Annotated in this window: 14 protein-coding genes; 8 read left to right on the forward strand and 6 right to left on the reverse strand. The window is 66.6% G+C overall.

What is annotated here, in order from left to right:
* The first annotated feature begins 402 nt into the window (after positions 1-402).
* Entirely contained in the window at positions 403-654 is a 252-nt protein-coding gene (locus AC13D8_RS06695) for an EF-hand domain-containing protein (protein ID WP_482968205.1), read from the forward strand.
* A 31-nt stretch (positions 655-685) separates the two neighbouring features.
* Here the strand turns inward: AC13D8_RS06695 and serB are convergent, their stop codons facing one another.
* The gene (gene serB / locus AC13D8_RS06700; protein ID WP_482968206.1) at positions 686-1,573 is read right to left on the reverse strand and encodes a phosphoserine phosphatase SerB; all 888 of its coding nucleotides are present in this window, start codon (positions 1,571-1,573) and stop codon (positions 686-688) included.
* 159 nt (positions 1,574-1,732) lie between these two features.
* Between serB and AC13D8_RS06705 the strand changes: the two genes are divergently transcribed.
* The 3 genes from AC13D8_RS06705 to aroA all read left to right on the forward strand — a co-directional run bounded on the left by AC13D8_RS06705 (position 1,733) and on the right by aroA (position 5,994).
* Positions 1,733-2,887, forward strand: coding sequence for a phosphoserine transaminase (locus tag AC13D8_RS06705; protein ID WP_482968207.1), 1,155 nt, complete (start codon positions 1,733-1,735; stop codon positions 2,885-2,887).
* Between the two features lie 86 nt (positions 2,888-2,973).
* Positions 2,974-4,569 (forward strand): phosphoglycerate dehydrogenase, encoded by a 1,596-nt coding sequence (gene serA / locus AC13D8_RS06710; protein WP_482968208.1) that lies wholly within the window; start codon positions 2,974-2,976, stop codon positions 4,567-4,569.
* Between the two features lie 78 nt (positions 4,570-4,647).
* Positions 4,648-5,994, forward strand: a complete 1,347-nt coding sequence (gene aroA / locus AC13D8_RS06715) for a 3-phosphoshikimate 1-carboxyvinyltransferase (RefSeq protein WP_482968209.1) — start codon at positions 4,648-4,650, stop codon at positions 5,992-5,994.
* A gap of 31 nt (positions 5,995-6,025) precedes the next feature.
* On the opposite strand, the gene AC13D8_RS06720 is transcribed toward aroA, so the two are convergent.
* The 4 genes from AC13D8_RS06720 to ald form a co-directional block, all read right to left on the reverse strand.
* Positions 6,026-8,107: a dipeptide ABC transporter ATP-binding protein gene (locus AC13D8_RS06720; protein WP_482968210.1), complete on the reverse strand. Its 2,082-nt coding sequence runs from the start codon at positions 8,105-8,107 to the stop codon at positions 6,026-6,028.
* A gap of 29 nt (positions 8,108-8,136) precedes the next feature.
* On the reverse strand, positions 8,137-9,321 hold the full coding sequence (locus AC13D8_RS06725; protein ID WP_446248998.1) for an ABC transporter permease: 1,185 nt from the start codon (positions 9,319-9,321) through the stop codon (positions 8,137-8,139).
* Positions 9,322-9,330: 9 nt separating this feature from the next.
* Positions 9,331-10,377 (reverse strand): ABC transporter permease, encoded by a 1,047-nt coding sequence (locus tag AC13D8_RS06730; protein ID WP_482968211.1) that lies wholly within the window; start codon positions 10,375-10,377, stop codon positions 9,331-9,333.
* 131 nt (positions 10,378-10,508) lie between these two features.
* A complete protein-coding gene (gene ald / locus AC13D8_RS06735) occupies positions 10,509-11,621 on the reverse strand; it encodes an alanine dehydrogenase (RefSeq protein WP_482968264.1) in 1,113 nt (370 codons plus the stop codon).
* Between the two features lie 135 nt (positions 11,622-11,756).
* On the opposite strand from ald, the gene AC13D8_RS06740 reads away from it, so the two are divergent.
* Both AC13D8_RS06740 and AC13D8_RS06745 read left to right on the forward strand, forming a co-directional pair.
* On the forward strand, positions 11,757-12,221 hold the full coding sequence (locus AC13D8_RS06740) for an Lrp/AsnC family transcriptional regulator (RefSeq protein WP_482968212.1): 465 nt from the start codon (positions 11,757-11,759) through the stop codon (positions 12,219-12,221).
* A gap of 80 nt (positions 12,222-12,301) precedes the next feature.
* Positions 12,302-13,966: an ABC transporter permease gene (locus AC13D8_RS06745; RefSeq protein ID WP_482968213.1), complete on the forward strand. Its 1,665-nt coding sequence runs from the start codon at positions 12,302-12,304 to the stop codon at positions 13,964-13,966.
* Between the two features lie 264 nt (positions 13,967-14,230).
* On the opposite strand, the gene AC13D8_RS06750 is transcribed toward AC13D8_RS06745, so the two are convergent.
* Positions 14,231-14,833 (reverse strand): flavin reductase family protein, encoded by a 603-nt coding sequence (locus tag AC13D8_RS06750; RefSeq protein ID WP_482968214.1) that lies wholly within the window; start codon positions 14,831-14,833, stop codon positions 14,231-14,233.
* 91 nt (positions 14,834-14,924) lie between these two features.
* Here AC13D8_RS06750 and AC13D8_RS06755 point away from each other — a divergent pair, with 91 nt between their 5' ends.
* Positions 14,925-15,407 carry a GNAT family N-acetyltransferase gene (locus AC13D8_RS06755; RefSeq protein WP_129435259.1) on the forward strand — a complete coding sequence of 161 codons (483 nt, stop codon included), beginning with the start codon at positions 14,925-14,927 and terminating at the stop codon, positions 15,405-15,407.
* A 52-nt stretch (positions 15,408-15,459) separates the two neighbouring features.
* Complete coding sequence (locus tag AC13D8_RS06760; protein WP_482968215.1) at positions 15,460-16,224, forward strand: EcsC family protein; 765 nt, start codon at positions 15,460-15,462, stop codon at positions 16,222-16,224.
* Positions 16,225-16,228 lie beyond the last annotated feature (4 nt).

Consider the following 16,228-nt stretch of genomic DNA (forward strand, 5'->3'; position numbering starts at 1 on the left):
CGACCCGTGAGGGAGCGGATCCGGCCAAGGACCTCCGCCTCGATCCGGCCATCGTGGATCACCACACGATCCATCCGTCTGCGGGATCGGGACGGGCGATCAAGCCTGCTACTGCGTTGGCCTGAGTCGCGCGAATCGATCCTCGGCGATGTTCCACCTACCGGCGCCTCCCGGCGGTTCAGGCGGTGGTCCGCTTGACACGGTCAGGCACGCGCGCGGCTTTCCGCGCGACGCGGCGGGGCAGCGAAGGCCCGCCGATGCCACTTGTGGATTTTGGCTGATTTCCGCATGTTTTTCAAAATCTTCTCAGTGCATCGCGACAATCGCCGAGGCGCGTTTCATGGTCCGCTCACGGTGGCGCAACGGCGCCGCCTGGAAACCTGAAACGAAAGGATGATCGAGATGACCAAGACAACGCTTGCCACAGGCTTCGCCCTGACGCTTGCCCTGCCTTCCATCGCGCAGGCGGCCGAGTTCACGAGCGCGGATGCCGATGGGGATGGCTACGTCACCATGTCCGAATTCCAGAAGGCCATGCCTGAAGCCACGGCAGACGCCTTCATGGAGGCCGACGCCAATGCCGATGGCACGCTCAGCGAGGAAGAGTTTGCCGCCGCGCAGGACGCGGGCGTCCTGCCGTCAAGCGAAGGCTGATCTTTCCGTTTTCTCCCCCCGCCGGGGCGGGCTATTGCCCGTCCCGGTCAGGTGCGACGAAATCTTCCCGCGCATACCCTTGCAGATAGAGCAGTGCTGTCAGGTCTCCGTGATGGATGCGGATATCGCATTGCGCGGCCACCGAGGGCTTGGCATGGAGCGCCACGCCCGTCCCCGCGCGGCCCAGCATGCCGAGGTCGTTGGCTCCGTCGCCCACGGCGATCACGTCCGCCTCCGATATGCCGAGCCGCCTGGTGATCTCGGCCAGCGCCGCGACCTTGGCCTCGCGCCCGAGGATGGGCCGGGCGACATCACCGAGGAGCCGCCCGTCCTCCGACAGCAGCGTGTTGGCGCGGTGCTCGTCGAAGCGGAGGCGCTTGGCGATCGCCTCCGTGAAGGCCGTGAACCCGCCCGAGACGAGCGCTGCGTGGCCGCCATGTGCGCGCATCGTCGCGACCAGTTCGGCGCCGCCAGGCATGAGCGTGATCCGCTGTTCCAGCACCTCGGCGATAACCGTCTCCGGCAGACCCTTGAGCAGCGCGACCCGCTCCAGCAGCGCGCCTTCGAAATCCAGTTCGCCATTCATCGCGCGGGCGGTGATGTCGCGGACCTGCGCGCCGACGCCCGCCACCTCGGCCAGCTCGTCGATGCACTCCTGCCGGATCATGGTGCTGTCCATGTCCGCGAGGAGCATCTTCTTGCGTCGCCCCTCGGCGGGCTGAACCACAAGGTCCACGCCCTGAACCTGCAGGTTCAGCCAGACCTCGGCGCGGTTGCCGGGCAGGTGCTGAAGCGCGAATTCCGCGGCTTCGTCGGGGGCGAGCCAGATTGCGTCGCCGCCGCCCCAGGCATCGCGGAGCGCATGGACAAGTGCGGGGTCGAGCGCCCCGGCGGCGGCGATCAGGGTGGCTGTGAACATGGGGGCAGTTTCCGGTCGTAGACGCGCAGTGTCGCATTTTTTCACTCAAGCGGCGTTCTAGCGTCATTTCTGCACTTGCGAAAGGCCTCGCTTGGCCGTAATCCCGTCGGTGGGACACCCCTCCCCAACGAGGGGCGCTTATCTGGAAGGATAGCAGAAATGGCTATTGAACAACCGGTCGCGCGGCCGGAAAATCCGCGTTTTTCCTCTGGCCCCTGCGCCAAGTTCCCCGAATACAATGTAAATATGCTGGCCGACGCGCCGCTCGGGCGCTCGCATCGCGCCGCCGTGGGCAAGGCGCGGCTCAAGGCGGCCATCGACGGCACGCGCGAGATTCTCGGCGTCCCGGACGACTATCGGATTGGCATCGTGCCCGCGTCGGATACCGGCGCGGTGGAGATGGCGATGTGGTCGCTGCTGGGCGCGCGGCCGGTGGAAATGCTCGCCTGGGAGAGCTTTGGTGCGGGCTGGGTGACCGATGCGGTCAAGCAGCTCAAGCTCGACGCGCAGGTGAAAACCGCCGAGTATGGCGAGATCGTGGACCTTGCGTCGGTCGATACCGACAACGACGTGGTGTTTACATGGAACGGCACCACCTCGGGGGTGCGCGTGCCCAATGGCGACTGGATTAAGGGCGACCGGCAGGGCCTGACGATCTGCGATGCCACCTCCGCCGCCTTTGCGCAGCGCCTGCCGTGGGACAAGCTGGATGTGACGACCTTCTCTTGGCAGAAGGTGCTGGGTGGCGAGGCGGCGCACGGCATGCTGATCCTCAGCCCCCGCGCGGTGGAGCGGCTGGAAAGCTACACCCCGCCCTGGCCGCTGCCCAAGATTTTCCGGCTCACGAAGGGTGGCAAGCTCAACGAGGGAATTTTCAAAGGCGAGACGATCAACACACCCTCGATGCTGGCGGTGGAGGACTACCTCGCCGCGCTCGACTGGGCACGGTCCGTGGGGGGGCTCGAGGGTCTGCGCGCCCGGGCCAACGCCAATCTCGCCGCCGTGCAGGCCTTTGTCACCAACCACGACTGGCTGGCCTTTCTCGCCGCCGATCCGGCGGTGCGGTCCAATACATCCGTGTGCCTCAAGTTCACCGATGAGCGCATCACCGACGGCGCCGCCTTCGCCAAGGCGGTGGTCAAGCGGCTGGACGCCGAGGGCGTGGCCCATGACATCGGCGCCTACCGCGACGCGCCGCCGGGACTGCGCATCTGGTGCGGCGGCACGGTCGAGACCACGGACGTGGCCGCGCTGATGCCGTGGATCGAATGGGCCTATGAGGCCGAGATCGCGGCGTTGTCCGAGACGGCGTGACGCCGATTTCTTGAAAAGAAATCGGTCCGAATTCCTTTGAGGAATTCGGGCCTTTCCCCCAAATGTTTCATCAAAGGACCAGACACATGGCTCCCAAGGTTCTCGTATCCGACAAGCTTTCTGAAACCGCCGTGCAGATCTTTCGCGACCGCGGCATCGACGTGGATTTCCAGCCCGACCTGGGCAAGGACAAGGAGAGGTTGGCCGAGGTGATCGCCGACTATGACGGCCTCGCCATCCGCTCGGCCACCAAGGTCACCGAGAAGATCCTCGCCAACGCGACCAATCTCAAGGTGATTGCACGCGCCGGGATCGGTACCGACAATATTGACAAGGTCGCGGCCTCGAAGAAGGGCGTGATCGTGATGAACACGCCCTTTGGCAACATGATCACCACCGCCGAGCACGCCATCGCGATGATGTTCGCCGTGGCGCGGCAAATCCCCGAGGCGTCGGCCTCGACCCATGCAGGCAAATGGGAGAAATCCCGCTTCATGGGGGTGGAACTGACCGGCAAGACGCTGGGCGTGATCGGCGCGGGCAATATCGGCGGCATCGTCTGCGACCGTGCGCGCGGATTGAAGATGAAAGTGGTGGCCTATGACCCGTTCCTGGGCCAGGAGAAGGCCGACAAGATGGGGGTGGAGAAGGTCGAGCTTGAGGAGTTGCTCAAGCGCGCCGACTTCATCACGCTGCATGTGCCGCTGACCGATCAGACCCGCAACATCCTGAGCCGCGAGAACCTGGAGAAGACCAAGAAGGGCGTGCGCATCATCAACTGCGCGCGCGGCGGGCTGGTGGATGAGCAGGCGGTCGCCGACCTGTTGAAATCGGGCCATGTGGCGGGCGCGGGGTTCGATGTCTTCGCCGAGGAACCCGCCGTAGATAACCCGCTCTTCGGGCTGCCTAACGTGGTCTGCACACCGCATCTCGGCGCGGCCACCACCGAGGCGCAGGAGAACGTCGCGCTTCAGGTGGCCGAGCAGATGTCTGATTACCTGCTGACAGGGGCCGTGACCAACGCGCTCAACATGCCTTCGGTCACGGCCGAGGAGGCCAAGATCATGGGGCCGTGGATCAAGCTCTCGGATCACCTGGGCAACTTCATCGGGCAGATGACCGACGAGCCGATCAAGGCGATAAACATCCTCTATGACGGCGTCGCGTCCGAGATGAACCTCGAGGCGCTGACCTGTGCCGCCGTGGCGGGCATCATGAAATCGGTGAACCCCGAGGTGAACATGGTCTCGGCCCCCGTGGTGGCCAAGGAGCGGGGCGTCAAGATCAGCACCACCAAGCAGGACAAGTCCGGCGCGTTCGAGGGCTATGTCAAGATCACCGTGGTCACCGACAAGCGCGAGCGCTCGATCGGGGGGACCGTGTTCAGCGACGGCAAGCCGCGCTTTATCCAGATCAAGGGCATCAATATTGACGCAGAGATCGGGCGGCACATGGTCTATACCACCAACGAGGACGTGCCGGGCATCATCGGCACGCTGGGCCAGACGATGGGCGAGCACGGCGTCAACATCGCCAACTTCACCCTTGGCCGGTCGGACGCGGGCGGCGAGGCGATCGCGCTGCTATACGTGGACGTGCCGGTGCCCGATGCGGCGATCGCGGCACTGCACGAAACCGGCAAGTTCCAGCAGATCCGCCCGCTGCAATTCGACGTGGGCTGATCTCGGCCCGAGAGCGATGGACTTCGGTCGCCTGCCTGCGCTATCAGGCAGGCGATTTTCCTTTCGCGGAGCGCGCCCATGTCCGGCCACGGCATCCCTATCCCGATGACCTCGCATCCCTGTGGGCCGCTCTCCGGCACGGCGGATGTGCCGGGCGACAAGTCGATCTCGCACCGCGCGCTCATCCTGGGGGCGCTGTCGGTGGGCGAAACGGTCATCACCGGGCTTCTGGAAGGCGACGACGTGCTCGACACGGCCAAGGCGATGCGTGCCTTCGGGGCCGAGGTGACGCGCGACGCGGACGGCACATGGCGCGTGAACGGCGTGGGCGTGGGCGGTTTTGCCGAGCCGGATCAGGTGATCGACTGCGGCAATTCGGGCACCGGCGTGCGGCTCATCATGGGGGCGATGGCCACATCGCCCATTGCCGCCACCTTTACCGGCGACGCGAGCCTCAACAAGCGCCCGATGGCGCGGGTGACCGATCCGTTGGCGCAGTTCGGCGCGCGGGCGGTGGGGCGCGCGGGCGGTCGGCTGCCGATGACGGTGGTGGGTGCAGCCGACCCGGTGCCGGTGCGCTACGAGGTGCCGGTACCGTCGGCGCAGGTGAAATCGGCCGTGCTGCTTGCGGGGCTCAACGCGCCGGGCGAGACGGTGGTAATCGAGCGCGAGGCCACGCGCGACCATACCGAGCGGATGCTGGCGGGGTTCGGCGCGCAGATCGTGACGGAGGAGACGGAGGAGGGCCGCGTCATCACCCTGACGGGGCAGCCGGAGCTGCGTCCGCAGAGCATCGTGGTGCCGCGCGACCCCTCATCGGCGGCGTTCCCGGTCTGTGCGGCGATTATCACGCCGGGTTCGGACGTTCTGGTGCCCAATATCGGGCTCAACCCGACGCGCGCGGGGCTTTTCACCACGCTGCGCGAGATGGGGGCCGATCTGGAGTATGAGAACGAGCGCGAAGAAGGCGGCGAGCCGGTGGCCGATTTGCGCGCGCGCTTCTCGCCCGACCTGTCGGGTGTCGAGGTGCCGCCGGCGCGCGCCGCCAGCATGATCGACGAATACCCCGTGCTGTCGGTCGTCGCGGCCTTTGCCACTGGCAGGACGGTGATGCGCGGGGTCAAGGAACTCCGCGTCAAGGAAAGCGACCGGATCGCGGCGATGGCGGCAGGGTTGCGCGCAGGTGGCATCGCGGTCGAGGATGGCCCCGACTGGTGGATCGTCGAGGGGCGCGGGCATGGCAATGTGCCGGGCGGACAGACCTGCGCCAGCCATCTCGACCACCGCATTGCCATGTCGTTCATGGTGATGGGGATGGCCACCCAAAGCCCCGTCAGCGTCGATGACGCCAGCCCGATTGCCACGTCCTTCCCCGTCTTCGAGCCGCTGATGGCGGCGCTTGGCGCGGATATCCGGCGAGGCTGAGCGCGGTTCCGCCAGGGGTACGGGCGGCGCGCTATTCCGCGGCGATGCGGATCACCGGCTCCATCCGCGCGAGCGCCTCCTCCGAGAGGTGGCACTTCACCTGATGGCCGGGGGCGAGCTCGCGCACCGGGGGCACCTCGCGCTCGCACAGGTCGCCGGGAACCTCCGCTTTCCAGCGGCAGCGCGTCTGGAACGGGCAGCCGGGCGGCGGGTTCATCGCCGAGGGCACGTCGCCCTCTAGCACGATGTGGGTCTTTTCCACGCTGGTATCCGCGATGGGCACCGCCGACAGCAGAGCCTCGGTATAGGGGTGATAGGGCGGTGAGAAGACCTGGTCCGTGGTGCCGAGCTCGACCACATGGCCGAGATACATCACCATCACGCGGTCGCTGAGATAGCGCACGATCGAAAGGTCGTGCGAGATGAACAGCAGCGTCGTCTTGTGCTCGCGCTGGATTTCCATGAGCAGGTCGGTGACCGCCGCCTGCACGCTGACGTCGAGTGCCGATACCGGCTCGTCGGCCACCACGATGCGCGCGCCGCCGGCAAAGGCGCGGGCGATGCCGACACGCTGTTTCTGCCCGCCCGAGAGCTGGCGCGGCATCCGGTCGGCGAATTCACGCGGCAGCTTGACGAGGTCCAGAAGGTGCAGCATCTCGTTGCGGCGCTCGGCATCGGTGGCACCGTGGCCGAACACCTCGAGCGCGCGGATGATCTGGCGGCCAACGGTCATCGACGGGTTGAGCGTGTCGAACGGGTTCTGGAACACCATCTGGATATCGGCGACGGTCTGGGTGTCGCGCTTCTGGATGGGGGTGGACTCGATATTGCGGTTGTCGAGCAGGATCTCGCCGTCGGTCGCCGTCTCCAGCCCCATGAGCACCTTGGCAAAGGTGGATTTGCCGCAGCCCGATTCGCCCACGATGGCCAGCGTCTCGCTCTCGCGCGCCTCGAAGCTGAGCGTCTCGTTGGCCTTGACCACCTTTGTCGCACCGCCGCCACCGAAGAGCGCGTTGGCCGCGACCTCGTAGTATTTCTTGAGCTTGTCCATCTTGAGCACGACACGGCCCGGTTCTCTGGCCTCGTGTTGCGCCATCGCCTCGACCGGGGCGTGCCAGTCGATGTCAGCAAAACGCAGGCAGCGGGTGAAATGGCGGTCGTCGCCCTCGATCATCGCCATCGGGATATCGCCCGCGTCACACAGCCCGGCCTTGAAGTAATCGCAGCGTGGCCCGAAATTGCAGCCCGGCGGGCGCTCGTGCGGCAGCGGGAAGTTGCCGGGAATTGCCTTCAACGGCCGTTCGTTCTTGTTTGCGCCCGGAAGCGGGATCGAGCGGAACAGCGCCTGCGTGTAGGGGTGCTGCATCTTGTCGAACACGTCCTTGATGCTGCCTGTCTCGACCGCCTCGCCGGAATACATCACGCAAATGCGGTCGCAGGTTTCCAGCACCAGCCCGAGATTGTGGCTGATGAACAGCATCGAGGTGCCGTATTTGCGCCCCAAATCCTTGACCAGCTCCACCACCGCCGCCTCGACCGTGACGTCGAGCGCGGTGGTGGGCTCGTCGAGGATCAGGAGCGAGGGCTTGGACATGAGCGCCATGGCGATCACGATGCGCTGTTGCTGGCCGCCCGAGAGTTGGTGCGGGTAGCTCTTGAGGATTCGCTCGGGGTCGGGCAGCTTGACATCGTTCACCACCTCCAGCGCGCGCGCCCAGGCGTCTTTTTCCGATATGCCCTCGTGGATCATCGGCACTTCGATCAGTTGACGACCCACCTTCATGGCCGGGTTGAGCGAGGCCATCGGTTCCTGGTAGATCATCGCGATCTCGTTGCCGCGGATGTCGCGCAGCTCGGCGGCGCTCATCTGTCCCAGATCGCGGCCCTTGAAGCGGATCGTGCCGCCGACGACGCGTCCGTTGACGCCCAGGTCCTGCATCACGCCCAGCGCCACGGTGGACTTGCCGCAGCCCGACTCGCCCACGAGGCCCACCGCCTCGCCCGGCTGCACCGAGACGGAGAAGTCCATCACCGCGGGGATCTCGCGCAGGCGGGTGAAGAAGGAAATCGACAGGTTGTCGATCTCGAGGATCGGTCCGTCATGCTCGGCCATGTCCGTCTCCTTCATCTTTCCTCAAATACTCAATCTCGCAGGCTTTCCTCGCGCAGCCCGTCGGCCAGCAGGTTGAGCCCCAGTACGAGACTCAGCAGTGCCAGCGCAGGCGGCAGGGCAGGGTGGAGGTAGAGCGACAGGAGCTTGCGCCCCTCGTTGATCGTGCTGCCCCAGTCCGGGCTCTCTGGGCTGAGGCCGAGGCCGAAGAAGCCCAGTGTGCCGAGCAGGATCGTGGTATAGCCGATGCGCAGGCAGAAATCGACCAGAAGCGGCCCGCGCACATTGGGCAGGATTTCCCACAGCATGATGTACCACGGCCCCTCGCCGCGGGTCTGCGCGGCGGCGACGTAGTCGCGCGTCTTGATGTCCATCGTCAGGCCGCGCACGATGCGGAACACGGTGGGCGAGTTGACGAACACCACCGCCACGAACACCACCAGCAAATTGGGCGGAAAGCCGATCAGGCCAAGCGGGTCGGCGTTCCACGCGATCCCCGAATAGAGCCATAGCCCCACCACGAGCGTGATGCCGACGTAGATGTTGCGCGTCTTGGGCTGCGTGTGAAAGCGCGAGTTCCACAAGAGCACGAGGAACACGATGGGAAAGATGAAGAGAACCGCCGCCATGTAGACCGGGATGCCGGTGAGCACGATCTCGGGCGTGACCAGCAGGTAGAAGAGCAGGATCACCGGGAAGGCGAGGATCAGGTTGGCGAGGAAGGACAGGAAGGTATCGAGCCGCCCGCCGTAATAGCCCGCCGGCAGGCCCAGCGTGATGCCCACCATGAAGGCGAATAGGCTGGCGAAGGGCGCGATCTTGATCACCTCCCACGCGCCCACCACCATGCGGCTGAACACGTCGCGCCCGAGGTTGTCGCCGCCCAGCAGGTAGTAGGGATAGGCGCCCTCCGCCGCCTCGCCCATCATCTTGGTATAGGGGGTGCCGGGCACCTTGTTCTTCATCGAGGCGGATTGGTCGAGCACGTCATGGGTGGTGATCATGTCAAAGCCGCCGCCGAGGATACCGGTGAACACCCAGAACATCACGAGGCCGAAGCCCACCATGCCGATCGGGCTGTCGAACAGCTTGCCGTAGAGGCCAAGCCGCCGCTTGAAGGTGATCGACAGCGCGAAGGTGACGATGAGCGCGATCCACACCGGCGTGAACTGCCCGAGGATGCGCAGGATGATTTCGCCCCAGCTCAGCAGGTCCATGGCAGCCTCCTAGGTCACGCTGATGCGCGGGTTGAGATAGACGTAGCCGATATCGGAAATCAGCTGCGTCACCAGCACGACGATGACCGAGACCACCGATACCGCGAGCAACAGCTCGATGTCGTTATTGCTTGCCGCCTGCACCAGCGTCCAGCCGAAACCCTTGTAGTTGAACAGCGTCTCGACGATCACCACCCCGTTCAGGAGCCAGGGAAATTGCAGCATGATGACCGTGAAGGGCGCAATCAGCGCATTTCGCAGCGCGTGCTTGAGGACGATGTTGGGAAAGCTCACCCCCTTGAGTCGAGCGGTGCGGATGTATTGCGCGGTCATCACCTCGGCCATCGAGGCGCGCGTCATCCGTGCGATATAGCCCATGCCGTAAAGCGCGATGGTCAGCACCGGCAGGAAGAAATTCTCGAATGATGGATTCTCCATCGCGCTCGTCGCCGTGCCCTTGAACCATTTGAGCCCCACGGCGGAACTGGCGAAGATGGCGATGAACAGCACGCCCGAGACGTATTCCGGCGTTGCCGTGGTGGTGATCGCGAAAGTCGAGAGCGTCCGGTCGGTGCGCGAGCCCTCGCGCATCCCCGCCATCACCCCGAGAATGAGCGCCGAGGGCACCATCAGCAGCATCACCCACAGCATCAGCCGCCCCGTCAGCCCCAGCTTCTCGCCGATGATGCCGCTCACCTCGGTGCGGAACACGGTGGAATAGCCCCAGTCGCCCTGAAGGATGCCGCAAAAGCGCGGGGCGTCGGCGGCGGGCGTGTCCTGGTCGATACAACGCCCGCGCAGGGTGCCTTCCCGACCCTCCTGCGTCCAGCCCGGCAGGACGCCCAGCCATTGCCCGTATTTCACCGGCAGCGGCTGCAGATAGCCGTTGCTTCCGAGATAGCTCGCCACCTCCTCGTCGGTCATGCGGAAATTGCCCTGCGTCTTGGCGAGCTTTTCGAGGTTGGGATAGAGATTCGTCAGGAAAAAGACGATGAAGGTCAGGCAGAGCGCGGTGAGCAGCATGACGCCCACGCGGCGCAGGATGAACTTGGCCAATGTCACGCCCCCCTGTCGGCGTTTTTTGTTCAGTGACGCTATGCGAGGGGGCGGGCGCGGTCCAGTTCAAATTGCGACGCGAGTATCCTGAAAACGACCCCGGCCCGCGCGGGCGGGCCGGAGGCGGCGGTTCAGAGCAGTGCTTCCGGGGGGACGGTTTCGATGCCCAGCGCCTCGCCCACGGCGGCGTAGGTCAGCTGACCCGCGTGGACGTTGAGTCCGGCGAGCAGGTGCGGGTCGTCGGCGCAGGCGCGCTTCCATCCCTTGTCAGCAAGCGCCAGCATGAACGGCATGGTGGCATTGCCCAGCGCCAGCGTCGAGGTGCGGGCCACCGCGCCGGGCATGTTGGCCACACAGTAATGCATAATCCCGTCCACCTCGTAGATCGGGTCGGCATGGGTGGTGGCGCGCGAGGTCTCGAAACAGCCGCCCTGGTCGATAGCCACGTCGACGAGCGCCGCGCCGGGCTTCATCATCGGGAATTGGTCGCGGCGCACCAGCTTGGGCGCGGCGGCCCCGGGGATGAGCACTGCGCCGATCACCATGTCGGCCTGCGGCAGCAACTCGTCCAGCAGCCCGGCGGAGGAATAGCCAGTCTTGAACATGTCGCCGAATACGTCGTCGAGGTAGCGCAGCCGCGGCAGCGAGCGGTCGAGCACGGTGACGTCCGCGCCCATGCCCGCCGCGATGCGGGCCGCGTGCGTGCCGACCACGCCGCCGCCGATCACGATCACGCGCGCGGGGCCCACGCCGGGCACGCCGCCCATCAGAACGCCGCGCCCGCCATTGGCCTTTTGCAGGGTCCACGCGCCCATCTGCGGCGCGAGGCGGCCTGCCACCTCGGACATCGGTGCGAGCAGCGGCAGGCCGCCCGAGCGATCCGTCACCGTCTCGTAGGCGATCGCCGTGCAGCCCGAGGCGAGCAGGTCGCGAGTCTGCGCCTCGTCGGGGGCGAGATGCAGGTATGTGAAGAGAAGCTGCCCCTCGCGCAGCATCTTGCGCTCTACCGCCTGCGGTTCCTTGACCTTTACGATCATGTCGGCCTCGGCGAACACTTCCTCGGCGGTGGCGATGATGTGCGCGCCCACCGCCTCGTAGGCGGCATCGTCGAAGCCTGCGCCAGCGCCTGCGCCGGATTGCACGATCACCTCGTGGCCGCGGCCCACGGCCTCCTGCGCGGCGATGGGGGTAATGCCGACGCGGAATTCCTGGGGCTTGATCTCGGTGGGGCAGCCGATCTTCATTTGGGTCTCCTCCTTGGGTTTCTGATTCATTGTGGCGCGGATGGCTTGCAAGGCGGTTGAAATTTCACTCGCCTGACGGACGATCTTGTGAATATACTTCGGTGATAACGGTGTTTCGGGGGAGGGTCTTGCGAGATGGCGCTGGATAACACGGACAGGCGGCTCTTGCGCGTGCTTCAGAAACGCGGACGCATCTCGAACGCCGATCTCGCCGAGGCGGTGAGCCTGTCGGCCTCGGCCTGTCACCGGCGGGTGCAGCGGCTGGAGGCGGAAGGGTATATTACCGGTTATGTCGCCCTGCTCGACGCGCGCAGGATGGGGGTGCCGGCGGTCATCTTCGTCGAGATCACGCTCACCACGCAGGCTGACGATGTGCTCGACGCCTTTGAGAAGGCGGTTGCGCGGGTGCCCGACGTGCTGGAATGCCACCTGACCGCAGGGGCGGCGGATTACGTGCTCAAGGTGGTGGCCGAGGATACCGAGGATTTCGCCCGCATTCACCGTCAATACCTCGCCCGGCTGCCCGGCGTGGCCAAGATGCAGTCGAGCTTCGCGCTGCGCACGGTGTTCTCGACCACCGCATTGCCGGTGAACGGCTGAGGGCGGCGCGGCTTGACCGCGCGGGGCGGGGCGAATACTGATCGAATTCGTCGGATTAGCCCCGGAGCCCGTCCCCCGAGATGAGCGAGACCTTCCTGCACCGCCTCGCCTGGATCGTGGTGATCCTGTGCCTCGCGCCCATCGTCGCGGCGGCGCTCGCGGCGTTCACGGGCGATCTCGACACATGGCGGAACGTGCTGTCGTCGGTGCTGCCGCGCTACACGGCCAACACGCTCAATCTGGTGGCGTTCGTGGCGGTGGGCACGGCCATCATCGGCGCGGGGTCGGCATGGTTGGTAACGGTCTACCGCTTTCCGGGCGTGCGCCTCCTGGAGGTGACGCTGGCGCTGCCGCTGGCGTTTCCGGCATACGTGATGGCGTATGCCTATACCCATATGCTCGATCATCCCGGCCCGGTGCAGACGGCGCTGCGTGCGGTGACGGGATGGGGCCCGCGCGAGTACTGGTTTCCCGAGGTGCGCTCGCTTGGCGGTGCGGCGGCAATGCTGACCATCGTTCTCTACCCGTATGTCTACCTGTTGGCGCGCGCCTCGTTCCGGCAGCAATCGGCCAATGCATTCCTGGTGGCGCGGACGCTCGGGCGGTCGCCGGCGCAGGCGTTCTGGCGGGTGGCGCTGCCGATGGCGCGACCGGCCATCGCGGGCGGCGTTCTACTGGCGATCATGGAGACCATCGCCGATTTCGGTACGGTGGCGTTCTTCAACGTGCAGACCTTTGCCACCGGCATCTACCAGGCGTGGTTCAGCCTTGGCGACCGGGCGGCGGCGGCGCAGCTTGCGCTCTGCCTGCTGGCCTTCGCGCTGCTGCTGGCGGGGCTGGAACGGGCGAGCCGGGGCCGGGCGCGCACCGCCGGGCGCGGCGGGCGGTTCGAGACGATGGAGCGCCCGCACCTGCGCGGCGCGGCGGCGGCGGGCGCGTTCGCCTTCTGCTTCCTGCCGGTGCTGCTGGGCTTCGTGCTGCCGGTGGTGATGCTGGGGGTGATGGCGGTGGGGTCCGGGCAGGACCTATTTTCGTCGCGCTATCTCGGCTTCATGTCCAACTCGCTGGTTCTGGCCTCGGTGGCCTCGGTGCTGACGGTGCTGGGCGCGGTGCTCGTGGGGTTCCGCGCGCGGACACGGCCGGGGCGGGCTTCGCGCGCGCTGGTGGTGGGCGCGGGGCTGGGATACGCGGTGCCCGGGGGCGTGATCGCGGTGGGGTTGATGGTGCCGATGGCGGCATTCGACAACGCGCTCGACGCGGTGATGCGCGAATATTTCGGCATCCGCACCGGGCTTTTGATCACCGGGTCGATCTGGCTGATGGTGATGGCCTACGTGGTGCGGTTCATGGCTGCCGCGCTCAACGCCTATGACAGCGGCATGGCCACGGTCCCCTACAATCTAGACGCGATCGGGCGGTCGCTGGGGCAGCCGGGGCCGGGGCTTCTGCGGCGGGTGCACTTGCCGGTGGCGCGGACCTCTGTGCTGACGGCGCTTCTGATCGTGTTCGTGGACGTGATGAAGGAATTGCCCGCGACGCTGATCCTGCATCCGTTCAACTTCCAGACCTTGGCGGTACAGGCGCACCGGTTGGCCTCGGACGAGCGGCTGTCGGAGGCGGCGGTGCCGTCGCTGGTGCTGGTGGCCTTCGGCCTCATCCCCGTGCTGATCCTGTGCCGAACGCTGGGGCGCGATGCGCAGAGCCGCCGGGCGGCGCGGCTGGGGGCGGCAATCTCGGCGGGGTGAGGGATGTCGGGGCCGTTTGTGGCCTTGAGCGGTCGTTCGGGTCTTGGTGCCAATGCGCGAATTCAAGGTGCTGAAAGCACCGCCGCGCAGCGCCCGACCGCCCCTCGGGCGGGCGCTCCTCGACGTCGCAAGTAGCGGTGATCATTGAAGTATCTTGCGCTATAAATCGCAGAGCACAAACCGAACTGCGCCCACCCGGTGGTCGGGCGCTGCGCGGCTCATCGTCGGATGATCAACGTCCACTCCAGGCCAGACCCGCCCGCCCTATTCTGGCCGCTGGAGGCTGAACGTGTCGCGCACAACCGCGTAATCCATGTAGCCCAGCCGCGAGAGCGGGTTGTAGCGGGTGACGTCGAAACGGCCATCGTTGAGGCAGGCATCGTCCATGTGCACGCCGGTCACCTCGCCGAAAACGACGAAGTTCGCCTCGCCGGGAAGCTGGACGATCTGCGTGAGGCGGCATTCGAGTGCGGCGGGGCTGGCGGCGACACGGGCGCAATCCACCGTCTTGCACTCTGCCTTTTCCAGCGCGGCATCGGCGAACTCGTCTACCTCGCGGCCCCACGGCCCCGAGGTGCGGTTCATCGCGTCGGTCAGCGCCTCGCTCACCACGTTGACACAGAACACGCCCGTTTCCCGGATATTGGCGACGCTGTCCTTTGTGCCGTCGCGGTCGGGCTTGACCGAGGTGGAGGCGAACATCACCTGCGGCGGCACATAGGCCACCGCGTTGAAGAAGGAATAGGGCGCGAGATTGTCGCGGCCCTCGGCGTCTCGGGTGGAGATCCAGCCGATGGGGCGCGGCGTGACGATGGCGTTGAACGGGTTGTGCGGCAGGCCGTGGCCGTCCTCGGGGCGGTAGAACATGCAGTCTCCTTCGGGGGTGATCCGGTTTGTGCAAGCGGTAACGCCGTGCTACGCGGCGTGCCAGTCAATTCTCGCAAAGGTGCGGTGCGTCATGGTCGAGCTTGGGCCCGAGGGGCCGCAGGATCTGTGGGAGGTCGAGGCGCTCTATGACCTGTGCTTCGCGCCGGGGCGCGAGGCGCTGTCCTCCTACCGGCTGCGCGAGGGCGTGGCGCCGGTGGCTGATCTGTGCCTCGTGGCGCGCGAGGACGGGATCATCGCGGGTGCGATCCGCTACTGGCCGGTGCGGGTGGGGGAGGCGCGCGCCCTGCTATTGGGCCCCGTGGCGGTGCATCCCACCCATCAGGGCGAGGGGTTGGGCGGCTGGCTCATCCGCGAGAGCGTCGAGCGCGCGCGCACGCTTGGCTGGGCGCGGGTGATGCTGGTGGGCGACGCGCCCTATTACGGGCGTTTCGGCTTTGCCCGGCTCGACAAGGTCGAGATGCCACCACCGACGAACCCGGCGCGGGTGCTGGGGCTGGCGCTTACTCCCGGTGCGTGGGACGGGGTGGCGGGCGCGGTGGCGCCCGCAGCTTGAATTCCGGCGCGGCCGCCGTCATCTCTTTGGCTGGAGTTGGGAGGCGGACGGCATGGAAATCCTTGGACGGCCCATCGAAGAACCGGCGGTCGAAGCGCGGCTCGACGCGCTGGTGGCGCGGCACGCGCGTGCAGGCAGTGGCGCGATGGACGTGCTCAACCTCATCGGCGCGCAGGCCGAGGGGCTGCTCGACCGGCTGCCGGCCGAGGCGCGGGCGCGGCTGGGTACGGTGACGGAACGCGCGTTGCTGGGTGCGGCAGAGGCGGCGCATGGCACGCGCGACTCGGTGCCCGACATGTCGCAGGGACGCACGCGGCTGCTGACTACGGCGATGGGCGCGGCGGGGGGCATGGGAGGTCTGCCCACGGCGCTCGCCGAACTACCGGTGACGGTGACGGTGCTGTTGCGCGCGATCCAGGACGAGGCCGCCGCGCACGGGTTTGATCCGGCCGAGCCGGGGGTGCGCTTCGCCTCGGTCGAGGTGTTCGGCACCGCCGGGCCGCTCAGCGATGACGACGGCAGCGATCTGGGCTTCATCGGGGCGCGTGTAACGCTGACCGGGGCGGCGCTGCGGGCGCTCATCGCGCGGGTGGCACCGAGGCTGGCGGCGGTGCTGGGCCAGAAGCTCGCGGCGCAGAGCGTGCCGCTGTTGGGAGCGGCGGCGGGGGCGGCCACGAATTACGCCTATACACGCTATTACCAGGACATGGCGCATGTGCATTTCGGGCTGCGGCGGCTGGCCATCGAGGCCGACCGCGACCCGCGCGAGATCGTGGCGGCGTTCCGCGAGAGGGCGGGTCGCGTGACGCGCGGATGACGCG

This window comes from Roseovarius sp. B-10 (assembly GCF_056859295.1).